Raw genomic sequence first — 26,186 nt, forward strand, 5'->3', positions numbered from 1 at the left:
CACCGGTCTCACTCGCCGACGAGTTCCTCGAGCAGCGTCTCGAGGCTGTAGCTCTGAAGCGCGTCCCGTTCTTCGATCGCCGAAATGACGAACGTCGAGTCGGTCCGTTCGACGCCCTCGAGTTGTTCGAACTCGGCGATCAGGCGTTCGACCATGCCGCTATCGCTCAGGCGCGCGACGACGATGAAGTCCGTCTCGCCCATCGTGAAGTAGACGTTCGTAACCCCCTCGACGGTCAGGAGCCGATCCGCGAACGTCTCGTAGGAGCCCTGATAGTCCGCGTGAACCTCGATCAACACGGTGACGCCCAGGCCGAGTTCCTCGAGATCGATATCGTAGCGGTCGTTCTCGATGACGCCCTCGTCCCGGAGGTTGTTGAGCCGATAGTGGATCGTCGAGATCGGGATGTCGGTCGCTTCGTGGAGCCGTTCGGGGCTCCCGGTCTCGAGTTCGGCGATCGCCTTGAGGAGGCGCACGTCGCGTTCGTCCATGGGCAGCGTTCGGCCCCAACCGACATGTGTTTTCCGACCGAGGTGATTGGAGTTCTCTACAAGAATGGCCTGTTCAGTGATGGGTGATTCGAAATACGTTCATATGTGTGGTCTTTGGTTCTCAAAACGCGGCGTGCTTGTAGAAGGATCTAAATACGTCCGCGATTTCCGAATGGAATATGAGATCAATCGATTCGGTTCCAGATGGGTACCGCGAAGCGGTGCTCTTTTCGATACTCGCACTGTGTTGGGGGAGTTCGTTCGTCGCGATCGAGATCGGACTCGAGTACGTCCCGCCGCTTCTGTTCGCCGGCTTTCGGTACGCGATCGCGGGCGCGATCGTCTTCGGATACGCGGCCGTGACGAACGATCGGATTCGGCCGGCGGGTCGGGGCGAATGGGCGGCCGTTGCCGTCGCCGGCACGTTCGTCATCGCGTTCTATCACGGCCTGTTGTATCTCGGCGAACTGTACGTGTCGGGCGCGGTAGCGGCGACCATCGTCAGCACGGCACCGATCCTAACGGCAGCGTTCGCCGGAGTGGTGCTTCCAGAAGAGCGGCTGGCACCCGCCGGAGTTGCGGGCTTCGTGCTTGGACTGGTGGGCGTAATCGCCGTCGTCCAGCCGTCGTCAGCCGCACTCGGCAGCGATGTCACGGTCGGCGCGACGCTCGTGTTCGGTGCGGCCGTCGCGTTCGCACTCGGGGGCGTCCTCGTCCGCCCGATCGACTCGGCGCTTCCGATCGAGACGCTCCAGGCGTGGGCGATGCTCATCGGGGCCGGCGTGTTGCTCGGCTGGGCGTTCCTGCGCGGGGAGTCGATTGCGGCGATCGAACTGACGTCGGGGATGGTGCTCTCGTTTGTCTACCTGACGGTCGTCTCCGGCGTGTTCGCGTTCTTCCTCTACTTCCACCTGCTCGAGCGAAGCGGAGCGACGCAGGTTATCCTCGTCAGCTACGCCGAGCCGGTGGTCGCGATGGGCGTGAGTTGGGTCACGCTGGGATACATCGTCGATTCGCTCACGCTCATCGGTCTGGTGACGATCCTCGCCGGCTTCGTCATGATCAAACGCGAGGCGCTGCGGTCCCTGCTTCGCTCGGCCGTCGACGGTGCCACCACCACGACGCCGTGATCGGGCCCGTCGCGTCCGATCACGGCAATTCCCGCCCGCGCCGGCCGATCCGGCAAGCGGGCCATATCCGCCCCGTCGAAAACATTTATTAGCACACACGTTGCCCGACCACCTGACTGATGACTCCGACGAGAGACCCAGACCGTCCGGCACTGACCGTGGTGTGTCACGTCCGAGCGCCGTTGCTGCTCGAGCCGGTGGACGAGCAGATCGAGACGATACAGGCCTGCGAGTCGGAAGGCGCGATCGACGACCTATTGCTTCGGTGCTGGCCCAAGGAGATCGCACTGTCCGAGGAGAGCCCCCACCAAGAAGTCCTCGAGAGCTACGACCGGTTCTCGGCGTGGGCCGACGAGCGAGACGTGACGATCCGGCCGCCGTTCCGAAAGCGCACGACGACGTCACAGGTAACCGGCGAGACCCGGGAGCGACTCGTGACGCCGCTGTTATGTCTGGAACTCTACGCCGGCGACGAACTGCTCGGCGTTTTCCCACACTCCGACGAGGCGACCACGGACACCTATACCACCGACGAGGCGATCGCGACGCTTCGAACCGGCGGGCTCCCGACGCCGCTCGGGTCGGTCGCCGATCCGGACGAACGTCTCGCGTCGGCGACGGGGGATACGTGCCCCGACTGTGGCGGGTCGCTGATCGACGGCCAAGGGCTGTTCGCGTGTAGCGACTGTGGCTGGATCGGGACCGTCTCCGAATCCGGCCGCCGCGAGTCGCAGCCGACTCGATCGACACGGGAAGGGGAGCCGTCGGTCGTCGAACCGCAGTAGCGATCCGGGAGACTGGGACCGGGCTCGAGGAACTGTCTTTCCCGTCGGGCTCGAGTCGGCGGCCGACGGAGCGGCTACTCGCGGGCGAACTCCCCACCGTACTCGGCGTCGATTTCGACCCGCGAACCGATGGTGGCGAACTCGACGGTCTCCGCTTCCGTTCCCAGCGCCGACTCGAGGCGGCCCTCGTCGACGTGGTCTTCGCTGCGATAGGTGACGACGGCGGTCGCGGTCGCGGCCGCATCGGTGTCGGCCACCGCGAGGTGCTGGGAGACGCCGTTTGCCCCCTCGAAGGCGTTGAATGCGAACTGCAGGCTGTCCTCGTCGGTTGCCCGATCGCTCGAGAGGGACGCCGCGTCGAACTCGTCGGCGTCGGTGTACAGACAGCTCGTGATCCCGCCGTTCTCGCCGGCTCGAAGCAGTCGTTCGAAGCCGTCGTCGACCTCGTGTTTCGGCGGTCGGTCACCGGCTGCCGTCGCGACCGTCCGCTCGACCGCGGCGATCGGATCGAACGCGGACTCGCTGCCATTGGGATACGAGTACGCGTACACGCCCGCCGAGATTCCGACGACCTCGTCGCTCTCGGCGTCGGTATAGACGGTGTAGGCGTCCGCCTCGCGTTCGGCGGTGTAGCCCGCCGCCTCGAGCGCCGTCGCGAGGCCGTCGCGATCGTACGAACCGACGAGGGCGTAGACGCCGTCGGCGTAGACGAACTGCTCCTCGCCGTCGGCCGTCTCGTTGTGGTCGGTGTACGCATCGCGTCCGGCAGAGGACCCCAGTTGTTGCAGGCCGAACGAACAGAGGAGTGCGACGACGACCGGGTTGCCGACGAGCGGGTCCGTCGGTTCCGCGCCGGCTTCGGCACCCTCGTCCTCGAGCAGGGTGCTCATCGTCTCGACGTCGATCGCACCGTAGAAGTACGCCGAGCGCTCGGTCGTCGGGAGCACCGAGGCGTACGACGGGAGGTCGCCCTCGATGGCATCGGTCGCGCCGTTCGAATCGTTCGAGTCAGTGTCGTCGGTGTCGTCGCTCTCGGTACCGTTTCCGTCGGATGTCTCCGAGCAACCGGCCAGAAACGCCATGCCACCGCCGAGCAACTGCAACGCGTTCCGTCGACGTAAGTCGGTCATCCAGTAGTCGTGGTTACCGGGAACGTATTACTGTAATGGCCATCGAGAGCGGCTGTGTTGATCGATTTGACACCTTCCGGCTGATGGACTGACACCTTCCTCCGCCAGACGAGTCGACACCTGCCGCCCGAGAGTCAGTTCTCGGCCGGCCGGTCGGTCGCCCGCCGGAGGAGGCCCACTAGCGTGGTTGCCTCGCGTTCGGTCAGGTCGGCCCGTCCGTACACCCGGCGGAGCATCCGCATCGTCTTGTCGCGTTTCTCCGCCGGGTGGTTGATCTCCTCGAGCAGCGCCGCCCACTGGTCGTAGAGTCGATCGATCGTCTGCTCTGGCGCGCGGACGCGCTCGAGATCGGGCAACTGCGTGTCCTCGAGCGTAAGCGAGCGGAGTTCGTAGAGGGTTACCGTGGCGGCCTGCCCGAGATTGAGCACGGGGTACTCGGCGCTCGCTGGGATCGAACAGATCTCGTCGATCCGGGCGAGTTCCTCGTTCGTCAGGCCGACGCGCTCGCGGCCGAAGACGAGCGCGGTCGGTCCCTCGACGGTCGGCAATCGCTCTGCCAACGCCGCCGGCGTCGAGTAGGGAAACCGCGTGTGGCTACGGTCGTCCTCGTTCGTCACTGCCGTACAGCCGATGGTGTGGTAGTTCTCGGCGAGGTGGTCGAACGTGATCTCGTCGGCGTCGGGAAGGACGTCCTCGCGAGCGTGCCCCGCGAAGCCATAAGCCTCGCCGTCGGGGTCCAGTTCGGGCGGATCGACCAGCAGGAGGTCGTCGAAGCCGAAGTTCTTCATCGCACGAGCGATCGTTCCGACGTTCCCCGGCGACTGTGCGTCGACCACGGCGACGGCCGGCGGCGTCCGATCCACGTCCGTCCGGGTGGGTGCGTCGTCACTCATTGGGTCGTCAGTGCGATGGACTCGAGACGATGGGTGACCGTACCAGTTCGGAGACGATGGGACGTAAGCGTGTCCGACGGTCCCGTCGTCGCGATGAGCGTGTGCATACCTGGAGTACCGAACGGGAACGCAAAAAGAAACGCGTTCGTCGTTTCGTGCGGGTCTCTTACGTGTGTCTTGTTTGATCAGTTCATGCACGCTCGAGTGTCCATGCCCCTCGCAGTTTACGTCCTCGCAGTCCGCGTTCCCCTTTCTTCTCCTCTTTCTCGATTCTAGTTAAACTAGTCTAGTAACTAGTTGTTACGGGAAAGCAAGAGGGACGCGTTTGACGCCGCATACGTGTGCGTTTTCGAAGGAGAGCCTGACATCATACACAGTGGGAGAGGGACACACCCCCCTCGCGTTTGTAACGGGAATTCCGTGTGGGGTCCCTGTTTCGGAACACACCTTCTCCGCGGATGTAAATTTGGCTCGAATTCGGGGTCAAAACCCGGATATTTCGGGATCAGTTGTTTCACCCCTCCGCTGTTGCCGTTACAAACGCGAGGGGGGTGTGTCCCCCGACTGGAACTAGCTAACTGTTCGTTTACGGTCTTTCCGGGCCGTTTCCGGTGGGTTTACTGTCTTTCTGTCCTCGTGAAAAGAACCCGATCGGATTCCCCGAATCGGATCGACTGACGCTCACACCGACTCGTTCGTGCGAGCCTTACATCCGCGATGGGGGTGTCCGCCTACGGTCCCGTCGCGCTTCGTTAGAAGCGCGAGGGTGGCCCTGGGACAGCAGTTCCGATATACCGCTGTTATCTCCCGATTCGTACCACTCACGCAGGTTATTTACATCCGCGATCGATCTCCATACCTTTATTTCAATCCAGTTGGAAGGGGCTGGATATCGCAATGTCCGCCAACGACGATCGAGACCCGCTCTTTCGGTACGACGATCCGGTCTTCGCCGACGAGCGCCTGCTCGAGATCACGCACCTGCCCGGTCCGGATCGGATCGTCGGTCGTGACGAGCAGATGCAACGGGTTGCGGACGCCCTGAACCCGGCTATCTTCGGGAGCGAACCCAACCACCTGTTTATCTTCGGCAAGACCGGAACCGGTAAATCGCTCATCTCGCGGTCGGTCACCCAGCGCGTGATCACCGAGGCCGAGCACGACGATATCACGGTCAAGTACGCATTCATCGACTGTGGCGAACAGAACACGGAAGCTTCCATCGTCAAAACGATCGCCCAGATCGTCAACGAACCCGACGCGAGCGGGGTCACCATCCCCGACCGCGGGCTTGGTACCGGCGACTACTACAAGCGCCTCTGGCAGGCCATCGATCATTGTACCGACGTGACCATCGTCATCCTGGACGAGATCGACATGCTCGAGGACGACGAAGTACTGCGCAAACTCTCCCGGGCCGGCGAAAACCGCCGCATTTCGGACTCGAGTATCGGGATCATCGGCATCTCGAACAAGATCGACTTCCCCGATCACCTCTCCGAACGCGTCAAATCGAGCCTCTCGCGGGACGAACTCGTTTTCTCGCCGTACGATGCCAACCAACTCGTCGAGATCCTCGAGAAACGGCGCGACGCCTTCCACGACGGGGTGCTCTCCGACGACGTGATTCCGTTGACCGCCGCGCTGGCCGCCCAGGAACACGGCGACGCGCGAAAGGCGATCGACATCCTCCGGAACGCGGGTCGGATCGCGAAGAAGCAAAACGACACGCGGGTCACCGCCGATCACGTCCGCGACGCCAAGGAGAAGACCGAGGCCGACCGGTTCAACGAACTGATCGAGGGCTCGCCCCAGCAGGCGAAGGCGATCCTCTACTCGTTGACGTTGCTGACCGAGAACAGTTCGGAGAAGGAGTTCCCGACGAAGATCATCTACAACCAGTACAAGGAGGTCGCACGTCGACTCGACTTCGACGTGCTCTCGGAACGCCGCGTCCAGGAAATCCTCCAGGAACAGAACTTCCTTAACGTGATCCAGTCCGAACGCGAGGGCCGGGGTCGCGGCCGCGGCGCACACGCGAAACACCGCCTGCTCGAGAACCCCTCGATCGTCAAGAAGGTCCTCCTGCGGGATTCGCGACTCGCCGTCCTCGAGGACGGCGAGTGACGACTCGGCCGAGCGTCCGACTGAGACACCGTTCCACGGGGGTTCTATATCGACAGCGATGTCGTCTCCGGAGGCGACGGTATTGGACTGTGGCGATCGATGGGGTCCGCTGGATCAGGTCCGGCGTTCCGGCAGCCCACTGCCCGACGCGGTCGTCCTCGGGACCGATTCGGCACCCCTCCCCCGTCAGAGGAAGCCATGCGGGGAGGCGATACGGTTCGCCGGAACCACGATGCCTTTTTGCCTCGCTTCCACAGACCGAGTATGGACAGCGTCGACGCCGCCGGCCTCGGGATCGGTGACGAGTATCCGCCTCGAATCATGGGCGTGTTGAACGTCAGCGAGGAATCGCCGTACGATCCGAGCGTCTTCGATGATTCCGGCGAGGCGGCCCGTTACGTCGACGAGGAACTGATCGACGAGGGGGCCGACATCGTCGACATCGGCCTCGAGTCGGCGAACAAACGCTTCGACGTGCTCTCGGCCGAGGAGGAACTCGAGCGGCTGTACGTCGCGCTCGAGACGATCGAGAGCGTTTCCGGGGACGCGATCTTCTCGATCGAGACGCGGTACGCCGAGGTGGCCGACGAGGCTCTCTCGAAGGGGTTCGACATGGTCAACGACATCTGCGGCTTCGCCGACCCCGAGATGCCGACCGTCTGTGAGGAGTACGACGTCGCCGTCGCCAAGATGGCGAGTCCGCCCGACCTCGAGCGGCCGGGTGCTGTCGAGGAGACCGACTGGGCGGCACGGAAGTCCCCGGACTGGGCGGCGAACGCCGACTACGTCGAGCAGATATACGAGGCGCTGAAACAGAACGGACTGACCGACAAGACGATCGTCGACCCCGCGTTCGGCGGGTGGAGCGAGGCCCAGACGCTCGCCGACGACCGCGATGCCTTCCGCCGACTCCGCGAGTTCCGTGCGCTCGACCGGCCGATGCTGGTCTCGATCAATCGGAAGAACTTCCTCGGCGAGCTCGCGGACCGCGAGACCGACGAGCGATTACCGGTGAGCCTGGCGGCGACTTCGATGGCCGTCGAACGTGGGGCACACGTGATCCGGACCCACGACGTGGCCGAAACGCGGGACGCGGCGCTGATCGGGAAGGCCTTTACCGAGCGTACAAGTGCCAGTATCGACGGGGTCTCCATCTCGCAACTGGACGTGGACTCGACCCGCACGGTTCGGACCCATCTCAGAGAGCGCGGGATCGATCCCGCGTTCGCGGACGACTGGGGGACCCAACTGCTCGAGATCGAGGGTCTCGACGACGACGCGAGCGAGCGGCTGATGTCGATCGCAGCGGAACACGGTGCGGTCGTCCAGCCGTCGTCCGACGGCGACCTCCTTCTCATGGGATCGGCGACGGCAGTTTCCGATGTTTCAGGTCGTCTCGCCGGAAAAAGCGACGACATCGCGGCCCTCGGAGAGAAGCTGTCAAGGCTGCTGCGTTAAGAGAAAGCTTATGCCGTATGCTTCAAAAGGAGAGAGTGGACGCCGAGGTAGCCTCCCGGGTAGGGGTACTTTGGAGGCGACCCCCGGCCCATAACACGGAATTATTGCGCTACTACGTTGCCCAGTGCGAACTGGGGCCAGACACAGCATCATCGAGTCTCTCCGTCACTTCTGAGTGCGGCGATTCCTGCTGCTATCCTCCCCCGCGATCCGTCTCCCGAGACCGAACACACAAACGGGTAGGGCGTCGAAGACGGGCACATGGAGTTCGACGATTGGGAACCGGTCTACGAGGCGATCCGCCGCGATTTCGGCTACGATCGCGCCGGCGACGAGCGAGGGCGCGATCGCCTCGCGTCCCTTCTCGAGACGTCGTTCGACCCTGCCGAACTACCGATCGGCCCCGAAACGACCGTCGCCGTGGCGGGGGCAGGGCCGTCCCTCGAGACCGACCGAGCCCTCGAGCGGGCGCGCGAGGCCGATGTCATCGTCGCCGCGTCGACGGCCGTCGAGACGCTCGCGAGCCACGATATTGCCACCGACTGCATGGTGACGGATCTCGACAAGAACCCGGCGACAGTCAAGCGACTCACCGCGCGGGGCGTCCCGGTCGCGGTTCACGGTCACGGCGATAATCTCGACGCGATCCGGACGGTCGTTCCGGACTGCAACCACGACTACGTCCTGCCGACCACACAGGCCGCACCGCGCGGCTCGGTCCGGAACTTCGGCGGCTTTACCGACGGCGACCGGGCCGCCTTTCTCGCCGATCACATCGGTGCCGCTCGCCTCGTCTTCGTCGGCTGGGACTTCGACGATCCCACGGTCGACCCGCCGAAAGCACGCAAACTCGAGTGGGCCGAGCGCCTCCTCTTCTGGCTCGAGGCGCGCCGCGACGAGCAGTTCGCGGTACTCGACGGCCGACGGGACGCCATCGAAACGACCGCGCTTCCGATCCCATAACGAGGCTCGTCGACCCTCGATTCGATTCCAGCTACCGACTCCCGCCGTGACCGACGCCGCCGACGCCGGTCTCGACTTCCGTCACTGGCCGCCGCTCACTGAATCCGATACTCGGCGATATCGCGACACCCACAGGACGGACAGTTCGTAAGCGTCGACTCGAGCGTCGTCCCACACCGACGACACTCCTCGATGACAGTTCCGTCGTCTCCCGGGAGCAACGCCGCCTCGAGTGCGCTTCGCAGCATCGATCGCATCGCGGGCTCGTTCTCCTGTCCCCTCATGAATGGTCCGTCGGGAATATCACCGTTCGTTATTGTATCGATATACTGAACGCCGTTCACTCCGTCGCGTGGTAACCTGCTCCTAACACCGTCTGCACGACTGCTCCCGTGGTTCGACCGACGTGGTTGTCCCGAACGGGAACGATATGATCGGACCCGTGGGTGTTAAAACAGCGCGTCGAGTTCGTCGCCGGTGTCCATCAGCGACGCGAAGTCCTCGTCGGCGGTCGCCCGTACGTCCGCGGTCGTCTCCTGTGCCTCGATCGCGACCTCCTGTAGTTGATCGATCCGCGGCACGTCGGTCACACCCGACAGCAGGACGATCGTCCCGACCTCGTCCCGAACCGTGATCGGGTAATCCGCGCCGCGGATCTCCATGCTGCCGGTCTCGTCCTCGAGCCACTGGCGGCCGCGTTCGACGCCCTTGCGATTGAGGTAGCTCGGCGGGCCGCTCGCGACGACCAGGCCACGGTCGGCGCTGGCGACGTCACAGGGGAGCGTGAGGCGGCCGAGAGTTGCCTTGCGGACGAGACTGGTCAGTCGGTTCGTCGCCGATCCTTCGTCGAACTCGTCGTCGGCGGTCAGCGAGGACAGGAGGCCGTCGTCGATCTCGACCGTCTCGCTGGCGTAGCCGACCGTGGAGACGCCGCTGTTCGAGAGCGTGTTGATGATCTCGCTCGAGTCGACGACGCTCTCGGCGACGTGATCGCCCTCTCGGACCTCGCCGGCGGCGAAGAGGAGGCCGAACCGCTCGACGATTTCGCGGTTGATGCGGTCGTAGCCGCCTTCGACGGACTCGCCGGCGCTGCGCCAGGCGTCGTTGTCGAAGACCAGCAGGTTGTCGACCTGGTCGACGAACGTCCGGAACGAGCGGGCCGCGTTGAGCGTGTAGATACCACCCTCGTCCGTGCCGGGGAGGATACCCAGCCCGTAGACGGGTTGTGTGTAGACCCGCTGGAGATGCTTCGCGAGGACCGGCGCGCCGCCGCTCCCGGTCCCGCCGCCCATGCCTGCAACGACGAGGAACGCGTCGATCTCGTGGACCGGAATCCGATCGATCGCGCCCTGTAGTTCGTCGATGTTCGCCTCGGCGATTTCCGCGCCGAGTTCGTTGTCAGCGCCGACGCCGTGGCCTTTCACGCGTGCCTGTCCGATGAGGACTCGGTTCTCCACGGAGACGCGGTCGAGGCCTTTGAGGTCCGTCGTCGCCGAGTTGATCGCGATCGCCGATTCGACGAAGCCGCCGTCGATCGCGTCGTCGAACGCGAGGAACTCGTCGACGACCTTCCCGCCTGCCTGGCCGAAGCCGATGAGTGCGAGTTTCATAGCTGTCTGACGTGGCCGTTCCCCGGCGCGACCGCGACCGGACAGCGTCGCCGGACGGATCGACCGGGACCGGAACGGGTTCCACGTCCTGTGTCTCCGCGGACGAAGGCATTGTTATGAACCGCGTATAATCGAAGAAAATACTCTCACGAACTCATTACTCTCTGTCAATCCTGACTCTCATCGAGCGCTAGCACCTTCCGCATGGGCCGAGTCATCGACGACGTGGCGGTGCGGTCACACCCCGAGCGGGCCGTCGCTCGTGGTGCGCCGATACCCCCACATTTTCCGTTCTCCGCCCGTCAGGTTCGGGTATGATCGTTCACTGGCACCGTCGGGACCTCCGTCCGGGTGATAATCGCGGGCTCGCACGCGCTGCCTCGGCCGACGAGCCGGTCGTCCCGCTGTTCGTGCTCGATCCGTCCGTCCTCGAACACGCCTCGCCGGTCCGGGTCGCATGTCTGCTCGAGGCCCTCGAGAGCCTTCGCTCGTGGTACAGGGCACACGGGAGTGACCTGCTCGTGGTGCGGGGCGAGGCGAGCACGGTCGTGCCCCGGGTCGCGACGACACACGACGCCGCGACGGTCGTCTGGAACGAGGACTATAGCGGGCTCGCCCGGGAACGCGACCAGGCCGTCCGGACGGCACTCGCGGACGAGGGGATCACGGCCGAGTCGGTCCACGATGCGATCCACCACGAACCGGGATCGATTACGCCGAATCAGGGCGAACACTACTCGGTCTTTTCGTACTTCTGGAAGAAGTGGCGCGACCGCGACAAGCGAGCGCCGGCCGACGAACCCGAGGCGGGCGATCTCGCGGCCGTCTCGGGCGATTCGATTCCGACGCTCGCGGATCTCGGCGTCGACGAACCCGAGGCGACGCCCCCGACGGTGACGACGGCGGCGGCCCGGGAGCGAGTGGCCGACTTCTGTTCGGGGCCGATCTACGAGTACGCCGCGATGCGCGACTATCCCGCCGAAAGCGGGACTTCTCGACTCTCGCCACACCTCAAGTGGGGAACGATCGGGCCGCGGGAGCTGTACGCCGCCACCGAGCGCGCCGCCGACCGAGCCGAGCGCGACGCCGATCGCGAGAGCGTCCGCGAGTTCCAGCGCCAACTCGCCTGGCGGGAGTTCTACGCCCACGTCCTCGCCTTCAACCCGAACACGGTCACCGAGAACTTCAGCGGCTACGAGAACGAGATCGACTGGCGCGACGATCCCGACGCACTCGAGGCCTGGAAAGCCGGCACGACGGGGTATCCGATCGTCGACGCGGGGATGCGCCAACTCCGTGCGGACGGGTGGATGCACAACCGCGTGCGGATGCTCGTCGCCTCCTTCCTGACGAAGGATCTCCTGACCGACTGGCGCGCGGGCTACGCCTGGTTCCGGGAGAAACTGGCGGACCACGACACCGCAAACGATGTCGGCGGGTGGCAGTGGGCGGGATCGACCGGGACCGACGCGCAGCCGTACTTCCGGGTGTTCAACCCGATGAAACAGGGCCGCGAGTACGATCCCGACGCCGAGTACATCCGCGAGTACGTCCCCGAACTCGCGGCCGCGACCGCCGCGGAAATCCACGGCTGGCACGACCTCGAGCCGGCCGAGCGCGAGCGGATCGCTCCCGACTATCCGGGACCGATCGTCGACCACGCCGACCGGCGGGACCGAGCCATCGAACTCTTCGAACGGGCGCGCGGCGAGGCGTCGGAGTAGGACCGCGCCGCCTCGTCGTTCGGGGATGGGTCGGAACGCCATCGGCGGATCGGCTACTCCGGGGCTGTCGGTCGATTAGATCCGCCATCATCCTTATCCGCCGGACTATGCTATGCGCTAGTCTGTCCTCCCGGGACGAACCGTCGACGGAGTCGGTCGGCGAATAGCCGCCGAGGTCGACCTACGCCCAGTAGGCGTCTTCGGGCTGGGTCTCGAAGATCGCCCGCTCGAGGAGGTCGATCGCCTTTTCGAGGCCTTCCCGCGAACTGGTCAGGGAATCCTCGTGTTCGATGCTCAGGGTGCCGTCGTAGTCGACCAGTCGGAGCGTCGAGACGATGTCCTTCCAGTGGGCCTCGCCGTGGCCGTAGCCGACGGACCGGAAGAGCCACGAGCGGTTGGGTTCGTCGTCGTAGGCGGTCGTGTCCAAAACTCCCTTTTCGCGGGCCTGTGCGTCGTAGATTTTGGTATCCTTGGCGTGGACGTGATGGATCGCGTCGCGCGCACCCAGATAGCGGATCGCATCGGTGATCGTGATTCCCTGCCAGTAGAGATGCGAGGGGTCGACGTTCGCGCCGATTCGCTCGCCGGTCTCATCGCGCAGTCGCGCCAGCCCGTGTGGCTCGTAGACCAGCATGTTCGGATGCATCTCGATCGCGATATCGACCTCGTGATCGGCGGCTAGAGCCGCGAGCTCTCCCCAGTAATCGACGGCCCGCTCCCACTGGTACTCGAGCGCGTCAGCGTGTTCGGGCGGCCACGGGGCTGTGATCCAGTTTGGCACCTCGTCGCTCGGCCCGCCGGCCGGGAGTCCCGAGAAGCAGGTGACGGTCCCGACCTCGAGTTGGGCCGCCAGTCGGATCGCCTCGCGGAGTTCGGTGTCAGCCTCCTCGGCCCGCTGGTCGTCGGGATGGAGCGGGTTGTTGTGGGTCGCGAGCGCGCTGATCCGCATGTCGTACTCTTCGAGGAGATCGTGGAGTTCCGCCTGTTCGTTCTCGTCGTCGAGGTATGCGGCCCGCTCGAGGTGGTCCTGTCCCGGATGCCCGCCAACACCCGGTTCGATCGCCCCGACGCCGAGTCCGTCGAGATAGGACAGCGCGCTCTCGAGCGGTTCGTCCGCCAGCGGTGGGGTATGCACGCCGATCTCCATGAGACGTGCCAGCACGACTGGACAGATAAAACGAGGGCTGGCAGTCACTCGGTGGTGTCGACCGGTCGCCCGCGTTTCACTCCTCGATGGGCACCGTGTGGCCGGCGTCGCTCGAGCGGTAGATGCCGTTGATGACCCGCTGGACCGTGAGGGCCTCTTCGATACTGTTCCCGCGCATGTCCCCGCCGACGATCCGATCGAAGAACTCCCGTTGTTCGTCGGAGTGGGTATCGTTCTGGCGCGTCTCGATGGTCGTGTCCTCGAGATGGTCCGGTCCGACCTTACTCGCCGAATGGAACGTGAGATCGCCGTCGAGGAGATCGAAGCGGGCCGCGGATTCGGTCCCGCGGGCGACGAATTCGTGGGTCGCCGGCCGGTTGGTTGCCCACGCGACCTCGAGCGAGATCGTTCGATTCCCCGCACAGCGGATGAAGGCGCTGGCGGAGTCGTCGACATCGAACCCTTCGGGACCCGCGTCGTCGGCCCACATGTCGAGGTAGGCGTACTCCTCGCGGGAGCCGAACTCGCTGCGGGCGATGCCGCTTACTTCCTCGACTTCGGGATAGCCGAGCAGGAAGAGGGCGAGGTCGACGGCGTGGACGCCGAGATCGATCAGCGCGCCGCCACCGGCGATCTGTCGCCGGGTGAACCACGAGCCCCGGCCCGGGATGCCGCGCCGCCGGACGTAGTTCGCTTCGACGTGGGACACGTCGCCGAGTTCGCCCCGATCGATCCGGTTTTTCACGATTCGGACCGTGTTGGCAAAGCGGTTATTGAACCCCACCATCGCGTAGCCGTCCGACGCTGCTGCCGCAGTGGCGATTCGCTCGGCGCTTTCCGTCGAGTGGCCGAGGGGCTTTTCCAACAGGACGTGGAGGTCCCGCTCGAAGGCGTCGATGGCGTACTCCTCGTGGTACTTGTTCGGCGTCGTGATGATGACCGCGTCGACGGTATCGTACAGTTCGTGGTGGTTGTCGTAGACGTCCACGTTGTACCGCCGTGCAAAGCGCGTTCGCGCCTCGGCGGCGACATCCATGCCCCCAGCGAGCGTTACGCCGAGGTCGACGAGTCGTTCGGCGTGATACTGGCCGATGTTGCCGAGGCCGACGATCCCGGTTTCGATTTCCGATCGATCTTCTATCATATCCCTGATGTTCTGGCACTGCCAGCGTTCGTCTCCGTTCGGACCGATACACCTATATCCGCTATATAGAATCCTTCGGCTCGAGGAACTTCCGTCCGTCGCCAAACGCCGAGCGATCGGCGACAGGGACCGCCCGCTCGAGCGTACCGACGGGGGTCAGCTGTCGGCTTCGGTCGGCGTCGTCCCGGGCTCTCGGTCGGGGAGGTCGGTGATGCCGTGAACCAGCGCGTCACCGGTCGCGGTATCGAAGAGATGGATCTTCGACCGATCCAGGACGACATCGACGTCCTGGCCCGCCTCGATCTCCGTGTCGGGCGTGACGCTCATCAGCAACTGGTTCGGTGACGCCGCGGGGTCTTGCTCCATCGAGCCCGTGGCGGCCTCGGAGAGAAGCAGGTAGACGAAGACCTCGTCGCCCATCGGTTCCAAGACGTCGGTTCGGGCGTCGATCCGGTCCGTCGACGATGCGAGCGACTCCGCGTACGACGACAGATGGACGTCCTCGGGTCTGATCCCGAGCGTGACGGCGTCGCCGACCGCCGCGTCCGGCAGCCGCGACGGATCGAGGGCGACGGTGAAGTTGGTCATCTCGAGGCCGCCCTCGACGAGCGTCCCCTCGACGAAGTTCATCGACGGCGAACCGATGAAGCCGGCGACGAACAGGTTCGTTGGTTCGTTGTAACAGACCAGCGGCGGGGCGATCTGCTGGAGCCGGCCGTCGTTCAGCACGGCGATCCGGTTTGACATCGTCATCGCCTCGGCCTGGTCGTGGGTGACGTAGATCACCGTCGCATCCAGCTCCCGCTGGAGCCGCTGGAGTTCGGTCCGCATGTGGACCCGCAACTTCGCGTCGAGGTTGGCCAGCGGCTCGTCCATCAGGAACACGTCGGGATTGCGAACGATCGCGCGAGCGATCCCGACCCGCTGTTGCTGGCCGCCGGACATCTCCTTTGGCATCCGATCGAGCATACCCTCGAGTTGGACGATGTCGGCGGCCTCTTCGACGCGCTGCCGGACCTCCTCGTCGTCGTACTTTCGGAGCCGCAGCCCGAACGAGATGTTCTCGTAGACATCCATGTGCGGGAACAGCGCGATGTTTTGGAAGACCATCGCGACGCCCCGATCCTTCGGGGCGAGATCGGTAACGTCGTCGTCGCCGATGTAGACTCGCCCAGCGGTCGGCTGGGTCAACCCCGCGACCGTCTCCATCGTCGTCGACTTCCCACAGCCCGAGGGGCCAACGAAGGTAACGAACTCGCCGTCCTGGACTTCGAGGCTGATGTCGTCGACTGCCGTTTCGTCTCCGTACCGTTTCATGATGTTCTCGAGTCGGACTCGTGACATTGTCTTACTCTTTGAGTGCGCCCGCAGTCAGCCCGCTAACGATTTTTTCCTGTGCGATCACCACGAGAATCGCGACGGGGATGACCCCGAGGATGCTCGCGGCCGCCATGAGATTGTACAGAACTTCGTACTGCCCCTGATACGCGAGAATTCCGTCGAGAATGGGTGCCCAGTTTTCCGGCTGGCCGTCCGTCATCAGGAACGAGAAGAAGAACTCGTTGTAGACGGCGATGAAGGTCAACACGCCGGCCGTCGCGACGCCCGGTGCCGACAGCGGGATGATGACCCGAAACAATGCACCGAGCCGAGTCGTCCCTTCGACGCGAGCCGCGTCCTCCAGGCCGTCCGGGATCTGTCCGTAGAACGTCGTGAGAATAAAGATCGCGAGCGGCATGAAGATCGCCGACAGCGGGGTTACGAGGGCAAACGGCGTGTTGTAGAGCGTCCCATCGCCGGTGATCGGCTCGAGGAACACGAACGAGGTGTTGAAGAGGTCGTTCAGCGGGATGAAGAACGCGGCCGGCGGGAAGAAGGAAATAACCAGCACGAGCAGCATGAGCGGGGTCCGGCCGGGGAACTCGAGGCGGCCGAAGGCGTAGCCGGCGAGGCTGGCGATGACGAGGACGACGACCGTCGAGGCGAGCGCGATCACGAAGCTGTTGAACATGTAGACGTGGAAGGGGATGACCTCGAAGACCTCGACGAACGCGCTCGGATTGAAGCCGTTGGGCGTAAAGACGATGTCCTGAAGTTGTCCTTCCGGCGTCAGTGCCACCATGAGCAGCCAGTAGAACGGGAACAGCGTCGTCACGAGGAAGAAGATCGCTGCGACGTAGAACATCGCCCGGTACACCCGCTCGGGGTGGGAGATGGAGTTCGCCACCCACCGCTGGAACGGGCCGCGGTCGAGTTCGGCGTCGCGGTCGTCCTCGAGAGCCGTCGTGCCGCCGTCGGGTCGGCGGAGAGTCGGGTCTCGCGGCGGTCCGCCGCCGGCGTCGTCGATGCCTCCGGTGTCGTTCGGATCGGTGGGTGCCGTTGGATCGGTCATCAGTACATCCCTCCGTCGGTGTCACGGAAGAGGAGTACGTAGCCGCCGATGATCAGGCCAATCGCGAGTGCCGTGGCGAAGGCCACGGCGGCGGCCGTCGCGTAGATGCGAGTCCCGCCGAACATCGCTTCGACGACGAGACAACTCAGCGAGGGCACGGTCGTACAGCCGGCAGTCGACTCGATCAGCCCGAAGACGCGCATCGCGTCCATGGTTCGGAACAGCATCGCGACCAGCAGTGCCGGCATCACGAGCGGCAGCGTGATCAGCTTGAATCGCTGCCACGGCGAGGCCCCGGCCACGCGGGCGACGTCGTAGAGGCTCCGATCGACGCTCTGGAGTCCCGCGAGGATTAGCAGGGCCATGAACGCCGACGACTTCCAGATGTCCGCCACGAGGATGATGATGAACGCGTCCCGGCTGTTGGCCAGTGGCGTCCCGCTGAAGATGCCGATGCTCTGCATGAGATCGGAGCCGAACCCGACCGTCGGCTGGAACAGCAGGAAGAAAATCATTCCCTGAATGACGATCGGCACCGCCCACGGGAGGATGATCGCCACGCGGACCCAGCGACGCCCCGTGAACTCCTGGTCGAGCACGTAAGCCTGACCAAACCCGATCACCGTCTCGAAGATGACGCTGATGACCGCGAAGGCGAGCGTGACGAACAGCGCCTGCTGGAAGAACGGGGTGCCGAGTTCGATAAACGGAAACGACGAGGTCAGTCCGACGTCGAGGAACTGCCGGGCCAGTCGCGCGTTCCCGGTGAGGATGTCGACGTAGTTCTCGATGCCGACGAAGCCGCTGAGGGGGTCGAGTCCCCGCGTCTGGTTGGCACGAAGCGACATGACGAACGTTCGGAGCATCGGATAGAACGCGATCAGCGTCAGTAACGCGAACGCAGGCAGCAACAGCAGGTACGCGTATGCCGCCTCGCTCAGCCCCTCCATCCAGTTGACGACGGCGTTACCGGTCCGTTCACGGTCTCGTTCCCGTCCGGACTCGCTGCCGATCACCCCGTCCGTATCCGTGTCAGTTGCCATTCGTTTCCACCTCGGCTTCGCTCTGCTCGAGTTCGGCAGCGAGGTCGCTCATCGCGACCTCGGGGGATTGTTCGCCACGATACGCCGCGTTGATCGATTGATAGATCAGCGCGGACTGTTCCGGCCAGAGGTCGGTCGCTGGCCGCGGGACCGCGTTCTCGCTGGCCCGCTGGACCACGTCGCCGTAGCGAGCGACGGGACCGACCTCGTCCGGACTCGCCTCCGCGACCAGGTCGAGGTTCGGCGGTAAGTAGCCCCCGAGTTCGAAGACCGTGAGCATGACCTCCTCGGTGGCGAACGCTTCGAGGACCTGCAGCGCTTGCCCCTGCCGCTCGGAAAACGGGCTCACGGCGAGGTTCCAGCCACCCAGTGCGGCGACGGTCCCGCCGGTGCCGTCGTACTCGGCTTCCTGCCGAGAGACCGCGTACGGTCGCGTCGTGACCCCGAGGTTCTCGCCGAAGGCGTCTTCCCCGCCCGTCTCCGCGATCGCGTACGACCAGTTGCGGTTCGAGACGGCCTCGCCGTTGGCGAACGGGTTGAGCGACTGCTGTTCGGTCCACTGAACGATGGCCGACGGACAGATCTGGGCGTAGCCGTCCATGGTGTTTTCCGTCTCGCCCTCGATGAACGAGCGCATCATCCGGATCGCGTCGATACACCGTTCCTCGTCGACGGTGATCGGCCGGTCGCCCGCGGTGAAGAGGTTGTTCACCCCGCCGAAGTACGCCCCGCCCCAGGACGTCATGACTTCGTTGAACGTACAGCAGGACAGCCCCTCGTAGGCGGCCGCCTGCGTCGTGAACCCGTAATTGAGGCCGGCCTGATCCCGCGCGTCGCGGACCGCTGCCGAGAACTCCTCCCAGTGGGGCGGCTCCGACGGCCAGTTACTGGTGTCGTAGCCGGCATCTTCGATCAGGTCCTCGCGGTACAGCGTGAACCCGAGATCCGGAAAGAACGGCAGTGCGTGAAGGTCTCCACCCAGCGGGTCACGCGCCGTTCTGAGGATTGCATCGAGGTACTGACTGTTGACTCGCTCGAGGACGTCGTTCGGGAACTCGTCGGTCAGGTTGACCGTCTGGTTCCGGAGGATGAAGGGAACCGTCCAGCCGCTGTCCATCATGTGGATATCGGGCGGAGCGCGACCCGCCTCGAGCGCCGACTGAGCCGTCTGCATCCGCGAGGCGGAGTCGCTGACGACGGTCTGGATCTCGACACGGATGTCTTCGTCGAGACCGGCGTCCCAGAGTGCCTGCTGAACCGAGGGCTCGTCGCCGTCGCTGTGTATGATCCCCGCAACACCCGAGTCGGCAGTCATCACCACGGTATTGGGGCTGCGACCCCGGCCGAGACAGCCGGTGACGGCGACCGCTCCCGCCGTCGATGCCGATGCAGCCGCCAGGAACGACCGCCGCCTCAGACGGGCGCGGTTATACTGTCCAGTGGTATCGCGTCCCATGCGCGGCAACGGACTACGTTCTCCACCTTAATTGTTAGCTATAAATATTGTAATACGGTCTGAGTGTTCGGATCTCGTTTCGATTACGGTTTCGATCTGTCGAGCGCCAGCGGCACGGACGTCGGCCCGCTACCGACCGGACCCACCTCGAGAACGCTAATCACCGATTGGCCGACAGCGGTCGGCAGATGCCGGCCGACGGCCTACATGGCTGTTCGCCGTACGGAACGCGGCAAATTCATCGCCCGGTTCGGCGCGGCGAACGTCGGCTCCCGGCGCGGTCGGTCCCAGTGGCGGGATCAGCGGTCATCGAGCGTCGGCGGTTCGTCCCGACCGATGTGGATCTCGTGGGCCTCGACGTCCTCGAGAGCGGCGACGCGGCCACCGACGGAGACGTCGCCGTCGTCGGTTTCGATCGTGAGACTGGCGACCTCTTCGCTGACCTCGAAGGAAATGTCGCGGACGCGACCGCGGACGATCCGCTGGCCGCCGACCTCGACGTCCCGTCCCTCGACGGTTGCGTAGAACTCCCCGCCCTCCTCGATAAGGTCCTTTACACACCGGCGGATCGAGGCGTACTTCCGGGGGTACGTTCGGTCGGTTCCGTCCTCGCCGAGCACTCGCTCGGCGGTCGTCCAGAGGACCGTCCCGAAGAACCCGGAGATGAGGAAGCCGAGCGCGGAGCGGTTGAAGATGACGCCGTATCGATCCTGGTCGTCGCGCAGGGCGTCCTGGGTGGCATAGACCGAGTAGTTGCCATCGGCGACGGCGACGACCGGCGTCGTGATTCCCCGGCGAGCGCGGGCGGTCGATGCGACCGCGCCGTATTCGAACTCCGCGGGATCGGGCGCTTCGCTCGCGGGCGTCACGATCAGGTCGACGCTCACGCCGGCCTCGATCGCCGTCCGCAACTCCGCCTCGAACCGCGTCAACAGGTCCGGCGTCAGCGACAGGGAGAGTTCGTACTCCGCGGCGTCGATGACCTCCTCGAGATAGCGCAGGATCGTCGATCGCGATTTCACGAGGGAGACGGCCTCCGTATCGCGGGCCGGCGCGGTGTAGCGGGCCTCGAGTTCCGAGATCATCTGTTCGAAGGACGTCTGGACATCGTCGAAGGCCTCTCCGGGATCGATCGCGACGACCTTCATCGGACGGGACTCCCGCAGCTCGACCAGCCCGCGGTCGCTGAGGCTGCGGACGGTGTCGTAGACGCGGGGCTGGGGAATCTCCGTTCGGTCCGCGATCTCGCTCGCCGTGAGTTGGCCCTGCTCGAGGACGGTGAGGTAGGCGTCGATCTCGTACTCGCCGAGGTTAAAGCGGTCCCCGACGCGCTCGACGGTCGAGCGAAGTTCGTCTGGTGCCATATCGGACGCTACGACCCCGACCGCTAAATGATTTATTATACTTCGAGTAGCACGCGTTTTCGAAATCGGGTTGTCGATTTCGGTCCACCAAAGCTGACGGTCAGAACGCTTAACCACAACGGGCCTGAGCGTCTTGGTATGCGCGAGGTCCTCCGGAGAGATGCGAGTTCGGTAGTCGAGGCGGCTCAGGCTGTGCTGCCGAGCGGGACGCCCGAACTCGCGGTCGAAATCGCGCTGGCCCTCCTCGTCCTCGTCGTCGGCTGGTACCTCTCGAAACTCGCCGTTCGGGTCGCCGGTCGCACGGTCGCTCGCAGGATCGAACGACCGAGCGTCACACGGACCGTGCTCCGGGGCGTCAGACTCGCCGTGTTGCTCTGGGCGATCGGCATCGCGGCCGGCATCCTCGGCGTCGGCGACACGCAGATCCTCCTCTCGGTGACCGTCATCTCGGCCGTGATCGCGATCGTGCTCGCGCCGCTGGTCGGGAGTCTGATCAACGGCCTCTACATCCTCGCGGATCGTCCCTACGAGATCGGCGACATGATCGAGGTCACCGACGCCGGCCACCGCGGATTCGTCGAGGACATCACGATCCGCTACACCAAGATCTTCACGCTCCAGAACACCTTCATCGTCATCCCCAACTCCGAAATCCACGCGCGCGACGTCGTCAACTTCTCCGCGGAAGACGAACGAACACGAATCTCCATCAGGCTCGAGATCACCTACGACAGCGATCTCGAGGCGGCACGGCAGGCCGCGGAACGAGCAGCCAGGAGCGTCGATGCGGTTATCTCGGGCGGCCCCGACATCCGGATCGGCAGCGCCCGCTACGCCGCCGCCCCCTCCTGTTACATCGCCGAGTACGGGGATCACGGGATCGCCCTCGAACTGTTCTTCTGGATGAACCACCCCTACAAGCAGATCGTCGTCCGATCGGCGGTTCAGGACGCGATCAACGAGCGTTTCGCCGATATCGATGCGGAGTTCGCCTACCCGCGTCGTCACCACGTCTTCGACGGAAGCAGCGGCGTCGCCCGCGTGTCCGTCGACGACTCCGGTTTCGAGCGACCGCACGCGAACGCGTCCCGATCGCCGGGGCCGGCGGGCGAGCGTCCCGCGGACCCGACGGATCAGTGACGGCGGCCGGCGCTTCCGCTCGCTCGGTATTGTGGGGGTGATTTATGCTGTCTCCGGTTCAATGCGCAGTCAGTCGACAGATGTACGACGATGTTCTCATTCCGACGGACGGAAGCGATACCGTTCCCGAGACGCTCGCCCACGGACTGCCACTCGCCGCGGACAACGATGCGACGGTCCACTCGCTGTACGTCGTCGATAGCCGCGTCACCGCCGCGGCCGACGACGAGACCGGTGCCGACCTCGAGCGCTCGCTCGAGGACGAGGGACGGGACGCGGTCGCTGACGTCGAGGAACGGGCAGCGGCGGCGGACCTCGAGACCGTCAGCGAAGTCCGCCACGGGACGCCCGCGAAGACGATCCTCGAGTACGCCGACGAGGTAGGGATCGACCTGATCGTGATCGGGACGCGCGGCAAGAGCCCACGGGAAAAAGTAGCGTCGTTGGGGAGCGTCTCGGAGCGGGTCGTCGACAACGCCTCGATTCCGGTGTTCGTCGTGCGAAACGCCGGCAGCGACGAGTGAGCGGCCAGCTTTCGACCGCGGTCACGCGTGTGCGCTGTCGACCGTGATGACCTCGCAGTCGAGGTGGGCCCGGAGATAGCGGTCGATATCCGGGTTATCCGTCAGGCGTTGGAAGAGCCGTCGCAGCCGACTTGCCTGTTTAGTCCCGATGACGACGGCATCGGCACCCTCCGCCCCGACCTCGTCGAGAATGCTCTCCTCGACGAGGAAGCCGGTTCGGACGACGTACCGTGCGTTCTCGAGCCGTCCGAAGGTCCGCTCGACGGCACTTTTCAGATCCATTCGCGTTGTTTTCTTCCCGTTCTGGTACAGGTCAACGTGGAGTATCGTCAGCGCTGCGTCGCGCTCGCGAGCGATCTCGATCGCCTGCTCGAGCGTTCGCCGCGAGTGTTTCGACAACGGATACCGAACGGGAACCACGACCAGCGACATTAGACATCCGGACGCCTTCCGAGCGGGTAAACCTTTCAGTACGGACTATCAGGAATGAGTATGTGTCCCATGTGGCAGGTTGTGTCATGAATTGCACTCCGGATCCGGTGACCCGCTCTCGGCGGCGAATTCGACCCGGAAAGACAGCCATTTACCGGGTGCAAGCGTACGAGCGGGCATGCAAAGCAGGTCGACCGACGACGGCGACACCGTCTACGTTTCGGAGACGGACGGCGATAGGGGATCGAAAGGGGCGTTCCTCGTCGCCTACGAATCGCCAGACACGACCCATCGGTATGGCTGGTTCTGTACGAACTGCGAGAGCCTCGACAACGCGATGGATTCGATGGGCCGGATCAAGTGCAACCGGTGTGGGAACTTCCGCAAACCCACCGAGTGGGACGCCGCCCACGAGTGATCGGTTTGCCACACGCTCGAGTCCACGTGAGACCGCTTCTGCGGCCGTGAAAATCCGGAGAACAGCCGGTAAAGACTGATTACTGACCGCACGTCGGCTCCGCGCCAACACTGGCGAATCTTCCTTTCGAGGCGGGACTCGATTCGACCAGCCCCGCCCGCTCCGTCTTGTCACGTACTAACATTTATGGTGGATGGCGACATAGACGGTAGTGAATGGGTCCTGTTAACATGCGACTCGTCGAGCAGGCCAGGTCGATCTTCGCTGAACTGGGCTACACCGTCGAAGGCAACGGTCCCGAGTTCCGCGCCGAACGAGCATGGAAAGTGGTTCACGTAAACGCCGTCCTCGAGACGGGACAGCTCCCGTCGCCCGCGTCGGGGCAGTTTCACTGTTTCGTCGCCGAACCCGAGGACGCCGACGATCTCGAGGCGCGACTCGAGCGGACGAATCCGAATTACGAGTGGGCGATTATCGTCGTCGACGGGGACGACTATCAGGTCGAACGAGCGCCACCAGGACCGCGAGTAACGGCGTAAAACCGACGGTTCGAAATCAGTCGTCGCGGTACGTCCCTTCTTTTTCGAGCGCGTGACGCGTCGCAGTCACACCTGCACCCGGATCGACGTCCGCACCCATCGACTCCAAAACGTCGCCCAGTGCCGTCACGACGTAGATCACGTTCTCCGGGCGCGCGGAGTGACCCATACAGCCGATCCGGAATATCTCCCCGGCGAGATCGCCCAGCCCGCCGGCGATCTCGAGGTCGTACTGCTCGAGCAGGGCGTCGCAGACCGCGCCGTCGTCGATCCCGTCGGGAACGCGGACGGCGTTGAGACTCGGCAGCCAGTACTCGTCGGGGGCGTTCATCTCGAGCCCCATCGCCTCGACGCCGGCTTTCAGCGCGCCGGCCAGCCGTTCGTGGCGTGCCCAGCGCCCTTCGATGCCCTCTTCGGCGACGAGCCGCAGGGCCTCCCGGATCGCGTAGACGTTCGTGATCGGTGCGGTGTGGTGATACGCGCGGTCCTCGCCCCAGTAACCCTCGAGCAGCGAGAGGTCGAGGTACCACGAGCGAGGGTCCTCGTCGCGCGAGAGGACTTTCTCCATGGCCTCATCCGAGAGGGTTAGCGGGCTCGCGCCCGGCGGACAGGAGAGACACTTCTGCGGACCCGAGTACGCCACGTCGATGTCCCACTCGTCGATTCGCAACTCGACCCCGCCCAACGAGGTGACGGTGTCGGCGACGACCAGGGCGTCGTGGTCGTGGGCCGCAGCGGTGAGCTTCGGGACATCGGGCTGGAGGACGCCCGTACTCGTCTCGGCGTGGACGAACCCGAAGACATCGGGATCGTGTTCGGCCAGCGCGTCCGCGACGTCCTCGGGGGCGAGCGGTTCGCCCCACGGCGCGTCGACCGCAACGACCTCGCCGCCCGCCCGCCGGGCCATCGAAGCCATTCGGCCGCCGAAGTAGCCGTTCATCGGGACGAGCATCGTGTCCCCGGGCTCGACGACGTTACCGATCGCGGCCTCCATCGCCGCGGACCCGGTCCCCGACACCGGAATGGTCCACTGATTGTCCGTCCGGAACGCGTACCGAAGCAGTTCCTGGACCTCGTCCATGATCTCGACGAAGGAGGGGTCGAGGTGGCCGACCAGCGGCGTGCTCATCGCCCGGAGGACGCGCGGGTGCACGTCGCTCGGGCCGGGCCCCATCAGGGTCCGATCCGGTGGTGTGAGTTCGCCGACGGCTGGCGCGCGAGTCGCCTCGTTCGCCGCGTCCTGAGACATGGGCGTGTGCTCGCCGGCCACTCGCAAAGGCCTACCGGCACCGGCGAATTACAAGCCGCGACCGGCCGACTGGACCACCATGCGCTCGGTATCGCCCGTCAGTAACAGTGCTTCCCAACGAGCCGTTTCGTGCCTCCTGCTACCAGTTATCGTTGCTGCGAGCCGCTTAAGGCTTCGCGACACATAACGGAACTATCGTGTTTATCGGTCACGGACTCCTCGCGTTTGCCGTCGCTGCGTGCGTCGCCGACTGGCGGGGTTGGGAGCCTCGGCGGGCCCTCTTCCTCGGTGCCGTCGCCGGCGCGTTCGCGACGATTCCGGACATCGATGTCGCCTACGCGCTCGTCGGCCTCCTCGAGTGGCAGGTGTCCGACGGTGCCCTCGGGGCATCGACGGCCTTCTGGGACGCGAGCCGCGGTGTCCACCGGTCCGTGACCCACTCGCTGGTGGTCGGTGCGATCGCTGCACCGGCGTTCGGGCTGTTCGCCGCCCGCAGCAGTTCCGCTCGCGCTCGCATCGCCCGGGCCGCTGCGATCGCCGTTCTCGTGGGACTCGTCGTCATCGCCGCCCTCCAGGACGGGCCGATCGCGGCGCTCGTCATGTGCCTCTTCGCAGCGAGTGGCCTCCTCGTCGCCCGCGGCGTCGCTCGAGCATCGACGCTCTCGCCGGCGACGGTCGCCCTCGCCGCCCTCTGGGGACTCTGGTCGCACCCGTGGGGTGACCTCCTCACCGGATCGCCGCCCGACTGGCTGTTCCCGTTCGGAGCCCCCGTTCTCGAGTCGCGTCTCGTCCTCCACTCGGACCCGACGCTCAACCTGCTCGGCGCGTTCGGGATCGAACTCGCGACGATCTGGCTCGCGCTCGCGGTTGGCTGCCGACTTACCGACCGCTCGCTTCTCGCGGCCGTCGATCGGCGGGCGGGGGTCGGCGTCGCCTACGGCGTGGCCGCGCTCGCGGTAACGCCGCCGACCCTCGACGTGTCCTATCACTTCGTCTTCTCGATACTCGGGGTCGGCCTCCTCTGTGG

25 protein-coding genes are annotated in these 26,186 nt (G+C 64.9%); 11 read left to right on the forward strand and 14 right to left on the reverse strand.

Annotation, left to right across the window (positions count from 1 at the left end; all coding sequences use genetic code 11):
- Positions 1–8: 8 nt before the first annotated feature.
- The gene (locus C487_RS02635) at positions 9–491 is read right to left on the reverse strand and encodes an Lrp/AsnC family transcriptional regulator (RefSeq protein ID WP_006184125.1); all 483 of its coding nucleotides are present in this window, start codon (positions 489–491) and stop codon (positions 9–11) included.
- A 179-nt stretch (positions 492–670) separates the two neighbouring features.
- Between C487_RS02635 and C487_RS02640 the strand changes: the two genes are divergently transcribed.
- Positions 671–1,621 carry a DMT family transporter gene (locus C487_RS02640; protein WP_006184126.1) on the forward strand — a complete coding sequence of 317 codons (951 nt, stop codon included), beginning with the start codon at positions 671–673 and terminating at the stop codon, positions 1,619–1,621.
- Between the two features lie 119 nt (positions 1,622–1,740).
- Positions 1,741–2,406 carry an HTH domain-containing protein gene (locus C487_RS02645; RefSeq protein WP_006184127.1) on the forward strand — a complete coding sequence of 222 codons (666 nt, stop codon included), beginning with the start codon at positions 1,741–1,743 and terminating at the stop codon, positions 2,404–2,406.
- Positions 2,407–2,480: 74 nt separating this feature from the next.
- On the opposite strand, the gene C487_RS02650 is transcribed toward C487_RS02645, so the two are convergent.
- Positions 2,481–3,536: a hypothetical protein gene (locus C487_RS02650; RefSeq protein ID WP_006184128.1), complete on the reverse strand. Its 1,056-nt coding sequence runs from the start codon at positions 3,534–3,536 to the stop codon at positions 2,481–2,483.
- 134 nt (positions 3,537–3,670) lie between these two features.
- Positions 3,671–4,429, reverse strand: coding sequence for an RNA methyltransferase (locus tag C487_RS02655; protein ID WP_006184129.1), 759 nt, complete (start codon positions 4,427–4,429; stop codon positions 3,671–3,673).
- A gap of 897 nt (positions 4,430–5,326) precedes the next feature.
- Between C487_RS02655 and C487_RS02660 the strand changes: the two genes are divergently transcribed.
- The 3 genes from C487_RS02660 (at position 5,327) to C487_RS02670 (ending at position 8,977) form a co-directional block, all read left to right on the forward strand.
- A complete protein-coding gene (locus tag C487_RS02660) occupies positions 5,327–6,556 on the forward strand; it encodes a Cdc6/Cdc18 family protein (protein ID WP_006184131.1) in 1,230 nt (409 codons plus the stop codon).
- A gap of 264 nt (positions 6,557–6,820) precedes the next feature.
- Positions 6,821–8,014 carry a dihydropteroate synthase gene (gene folP / locus C487_RS02665; protein ID WP_006184132.1) on the forward strand — a complete coding sequence of 398 codons (1,194 nt, stop codon included), beginning with the start codon at positions 6,821–6,823 and terminating at the stop codon, positions 8,012–8,014.
- 261 nt (positions 8,015–8,275) lie between these two features.
- Positions 8,276–8,977, forward strand: a complete 702-nt coding sequence (locus C487_RS02670; protein WP_006184133.1) for a 6-hydroxymethylpterin diphosphokinase MptE-like protein — start codon at positions 8,276–8,278, stop codon at positions 8,975–8,977.
- 95 nt (positions 8,978–9,072) lie between these two features.
- Here C487_RS02670 and C487_RS02675 read toward each other — a convergent pair whose 3' ends face one another.
- Positions 9,073–9,261: a hypothetical protein gene (locus C487_RS02675; protein WP_006184134.1), complete on the reverse strand. Its 189-nt coding sequence runs from the start codon at positions 9,259–9,261 to the stop codon at positions 9,073–9,075.
- 165 nt (positions 9,262–9,426) lie between these two features.
- Positions 9,427–10,587 carry a tubulin/FtsZ family protein gene (locus C487_RS02680; protein ID WP_006184135.1) on the reverse strand — a complete coding sequence of 387 codons (1,161 nt, stop codon included), beginning with the start codon at positions 10,585–10,587 and terminating at the stop codon, positions 9,427–9,429.
- A gap of 314 nt (positions 10,588–10,901) precedes the next feature.
- On the opposite strand from C487_RS02680, the gene C487_RS02685 reads away from it, so the two are divergent.
- Positions 10,902–12,311, forward strand: a complete 1,410-nt coding sequence (locus C487_RS02685) for a cryptochrome/photolyase family protein (RefSeq protein ID WP_006184136.1) — start codon at positions 10,902–10,904, stop codon at positions 12,309–12,311.
- 181 nt (positions 12,312–12,492) lie between these two features.
- On the opposite strand, the gene C487_RS02690 is transcribed toward C487_RS02685, so the two are convergent.
- From C487_RS02690 to trmB, 7 genes are all read right to left on the reverse strand, one after another.
- Positions 12,493–13,458 (reverse strand): sugar phosphate isomerase/epimerase family protein, encoded by a 966-nt coding sequence (locus C487_RS02690; protein ID WP_006184137.1) that lies wholly within the window; start codon positions 13,456–13,458, stop codon positions 12,493–12,495.
- Between the two features lie 76 nt (positions 13,459–13,534).
- On the reverse strand, positions 13,535–14,650 hold the full coding sequence (locus tag C487_RS02695) for a Gfo/Idh/MocA family protein (RefSeq protein WP_275039926.1): 1,116 nt from the start codon (positions 14,648–14,650) through the stop codon (positions 13,535–13,537).
- 108 nt (positions 14,651–14,758) lie between these two features.
- Positions 14,759–15,946 (reverse strand): ABC transporter ATP-binding protein, encoded by a 1,188-nt coding sequence (locus tag C487_RS02700; protein ID WP_006184139.1) that lies wholly within the window; start codon positions 15,944–15,946, stop codon positions 14,759–14,761.
- Positions 15,947–15,950: 4 nt separating this feature from the next.
- Positions 15,951–16,994 carry a carbohydrate ABC transporter permease gene (locus C487_RS02705; protein WP_006184140.1) on the reverse strand — a complete coding sequence of 348 codons (1,044 nt, stop codon included), beginning with the start codon at positions 16,992–16,994 and terminating at the stop codon, positions 15,951–15,953.
- On the reverse strand, positions 16,994–18,037 hold the full coding sequence (locus C487_RS02710; protein WP_006184141.1) for a carbohydrate ABC transporter permease: 1,044 nt from the start codon (positions 18,035–18,037) through the stop codon (positions 16,994–16,996). The genes C487_RS02705 and C487_RS02710 overlap by 1 nt, the downstream gene beginning before the upstream one ends.
- The gene (locus C487_RS02715; RefSeq protein ID WP_049907834.1) at positions 18,027–19,493 is read right to left on the reverse strand and encodes an extracellular solute-binding protein; all 1,467 of its coding nucleotides are present in this window, start codon (positions 19,491–19,493) and stop codon (positions 18,027–18,029) included. Before C487_RS02715 ends, C487_RS02710 begins: the two co-directional genes overlap by 11 nt.
- A gap of 299 nt (positions 19,494–19,792) precedes the next feature.
- Positions 19,793–20,857, reverse strand: coding sequence for an HTH-type sugar sensing transcriptional regulator TrmB (gene trmB / locus C487_RS02720; RefSeq protein ID WP_006184143.1), 1,065 nt, complete (start codon positions 20,855–20,857; stop codon positions 19,793–19,795).
- 138 nt (positions 20,858–20,995) lie between these two features.
- Between trmB and C487_RS02725 the strand changes: the two genes are divergently transcribed.
- Both C487_RS02725 and C487_RS02730 read left to right on the forward strand, forming a co-directional pair.
- Positions 20,996–21,997 (forward strand): mechanosensitive ion channel family protein, encoded by a 1,002-nt coding sequence (locus tag C487_RS02725; RefSeq protein ID WP_006184144.1) that lies wholly within the window; start codon positions 20,996–20,998, stop codon positions 21,995–21,997.
- 80 nt (positions 21,998–22,077) lie between these two features.
- Positions 22,078–22,521 (forward strand): universal stress protein, encoded by a 444-nt coding sequence (locus C487_RS02730; protein WP_006184145.1) that lies wholly within the window; start codon positions 22,078–22,080, stop codon positions 22,519–22,521.
- Between the two features lie 21 nt (positions 22,522–22,542).
- Here the strand turns inward: C487_RS02730 and C487_RS02735 are convergent, their stop codons facing one another.
- Entirely contained in the window at positions 22,543–22,953 is a 411-nt protein-coding gene (locus C487_RS02735) for a universal stress protein (protein WP_006184146.1), read from the reverse strand.
- Between the two features lie 178 nt (positions 22,954–23,131).
- Here C487_RS02735 and C487_RS02740 point away from each other — a divergent pair, with 178 nt between their 5' ends.
- Positions 23,132–23,371, forward strand: a complete 240-nt coding sequence (locus tag C487_RS02740; RefSeq protein WP_006184147.1) for a DUF5816 domain-containing protein — start codon at positions 23,132–23,134, stop codon at positions 23,369–23,371.
- 230 nt (positions 23,372–23,601) lie between these two features.
- Positions 23,602–23,910 carry a DUF7116 family protein gene (locus C487_RS02745; RefSeq protein WP_006184148.1) on the forward strand — a complete coding sequence of 103 codons (309 nt, stop codon included), beginning with the start codon at positions 23,602–23,604 and terminating at the stop codon, positions 23,908–23,910.
- A 16-nt stretch (positions 23,911–23,926) separates the two neighbouring features.
- Here the strand turns inward: C487_RS02745 and C487_RS02750 are convergent, their stop codons facing one another.
- Positions 23,927–25,159, reverse strand: a complete 1,233-nt coding sequence (locus C487_RS02750) for a pyridoxal-phosphate-dependent aminotransferase family protein (protein ID WP_006184149.1) — start codon at positions 25,157–25,159, stop codon at positions 23,927–23,929.
- Between the two features lie 197 nt (positions 25,160–25,356).
- Between C487_RS02750 and C487_RS02755 the strand changes: the two genes are divergently transcribed.
- The coding region (locus C487_RS02755) for a metal-dependent hydrolase (protein WP_006184150.1) at positions 25,357–26,186 on the forward strand (830 nt) is incomplete at its 3' end.

The organism is Natrinema pallidum DSM 3751 (genome assembly GCF_000337615.1).
In the GTDB taxonomy this organism is placed as follows: Archaea; Halobacteriota; Halobacteria; order Halobacteriales; family Natrialbaceae; genus Natrinema; species Natrinema pallidum.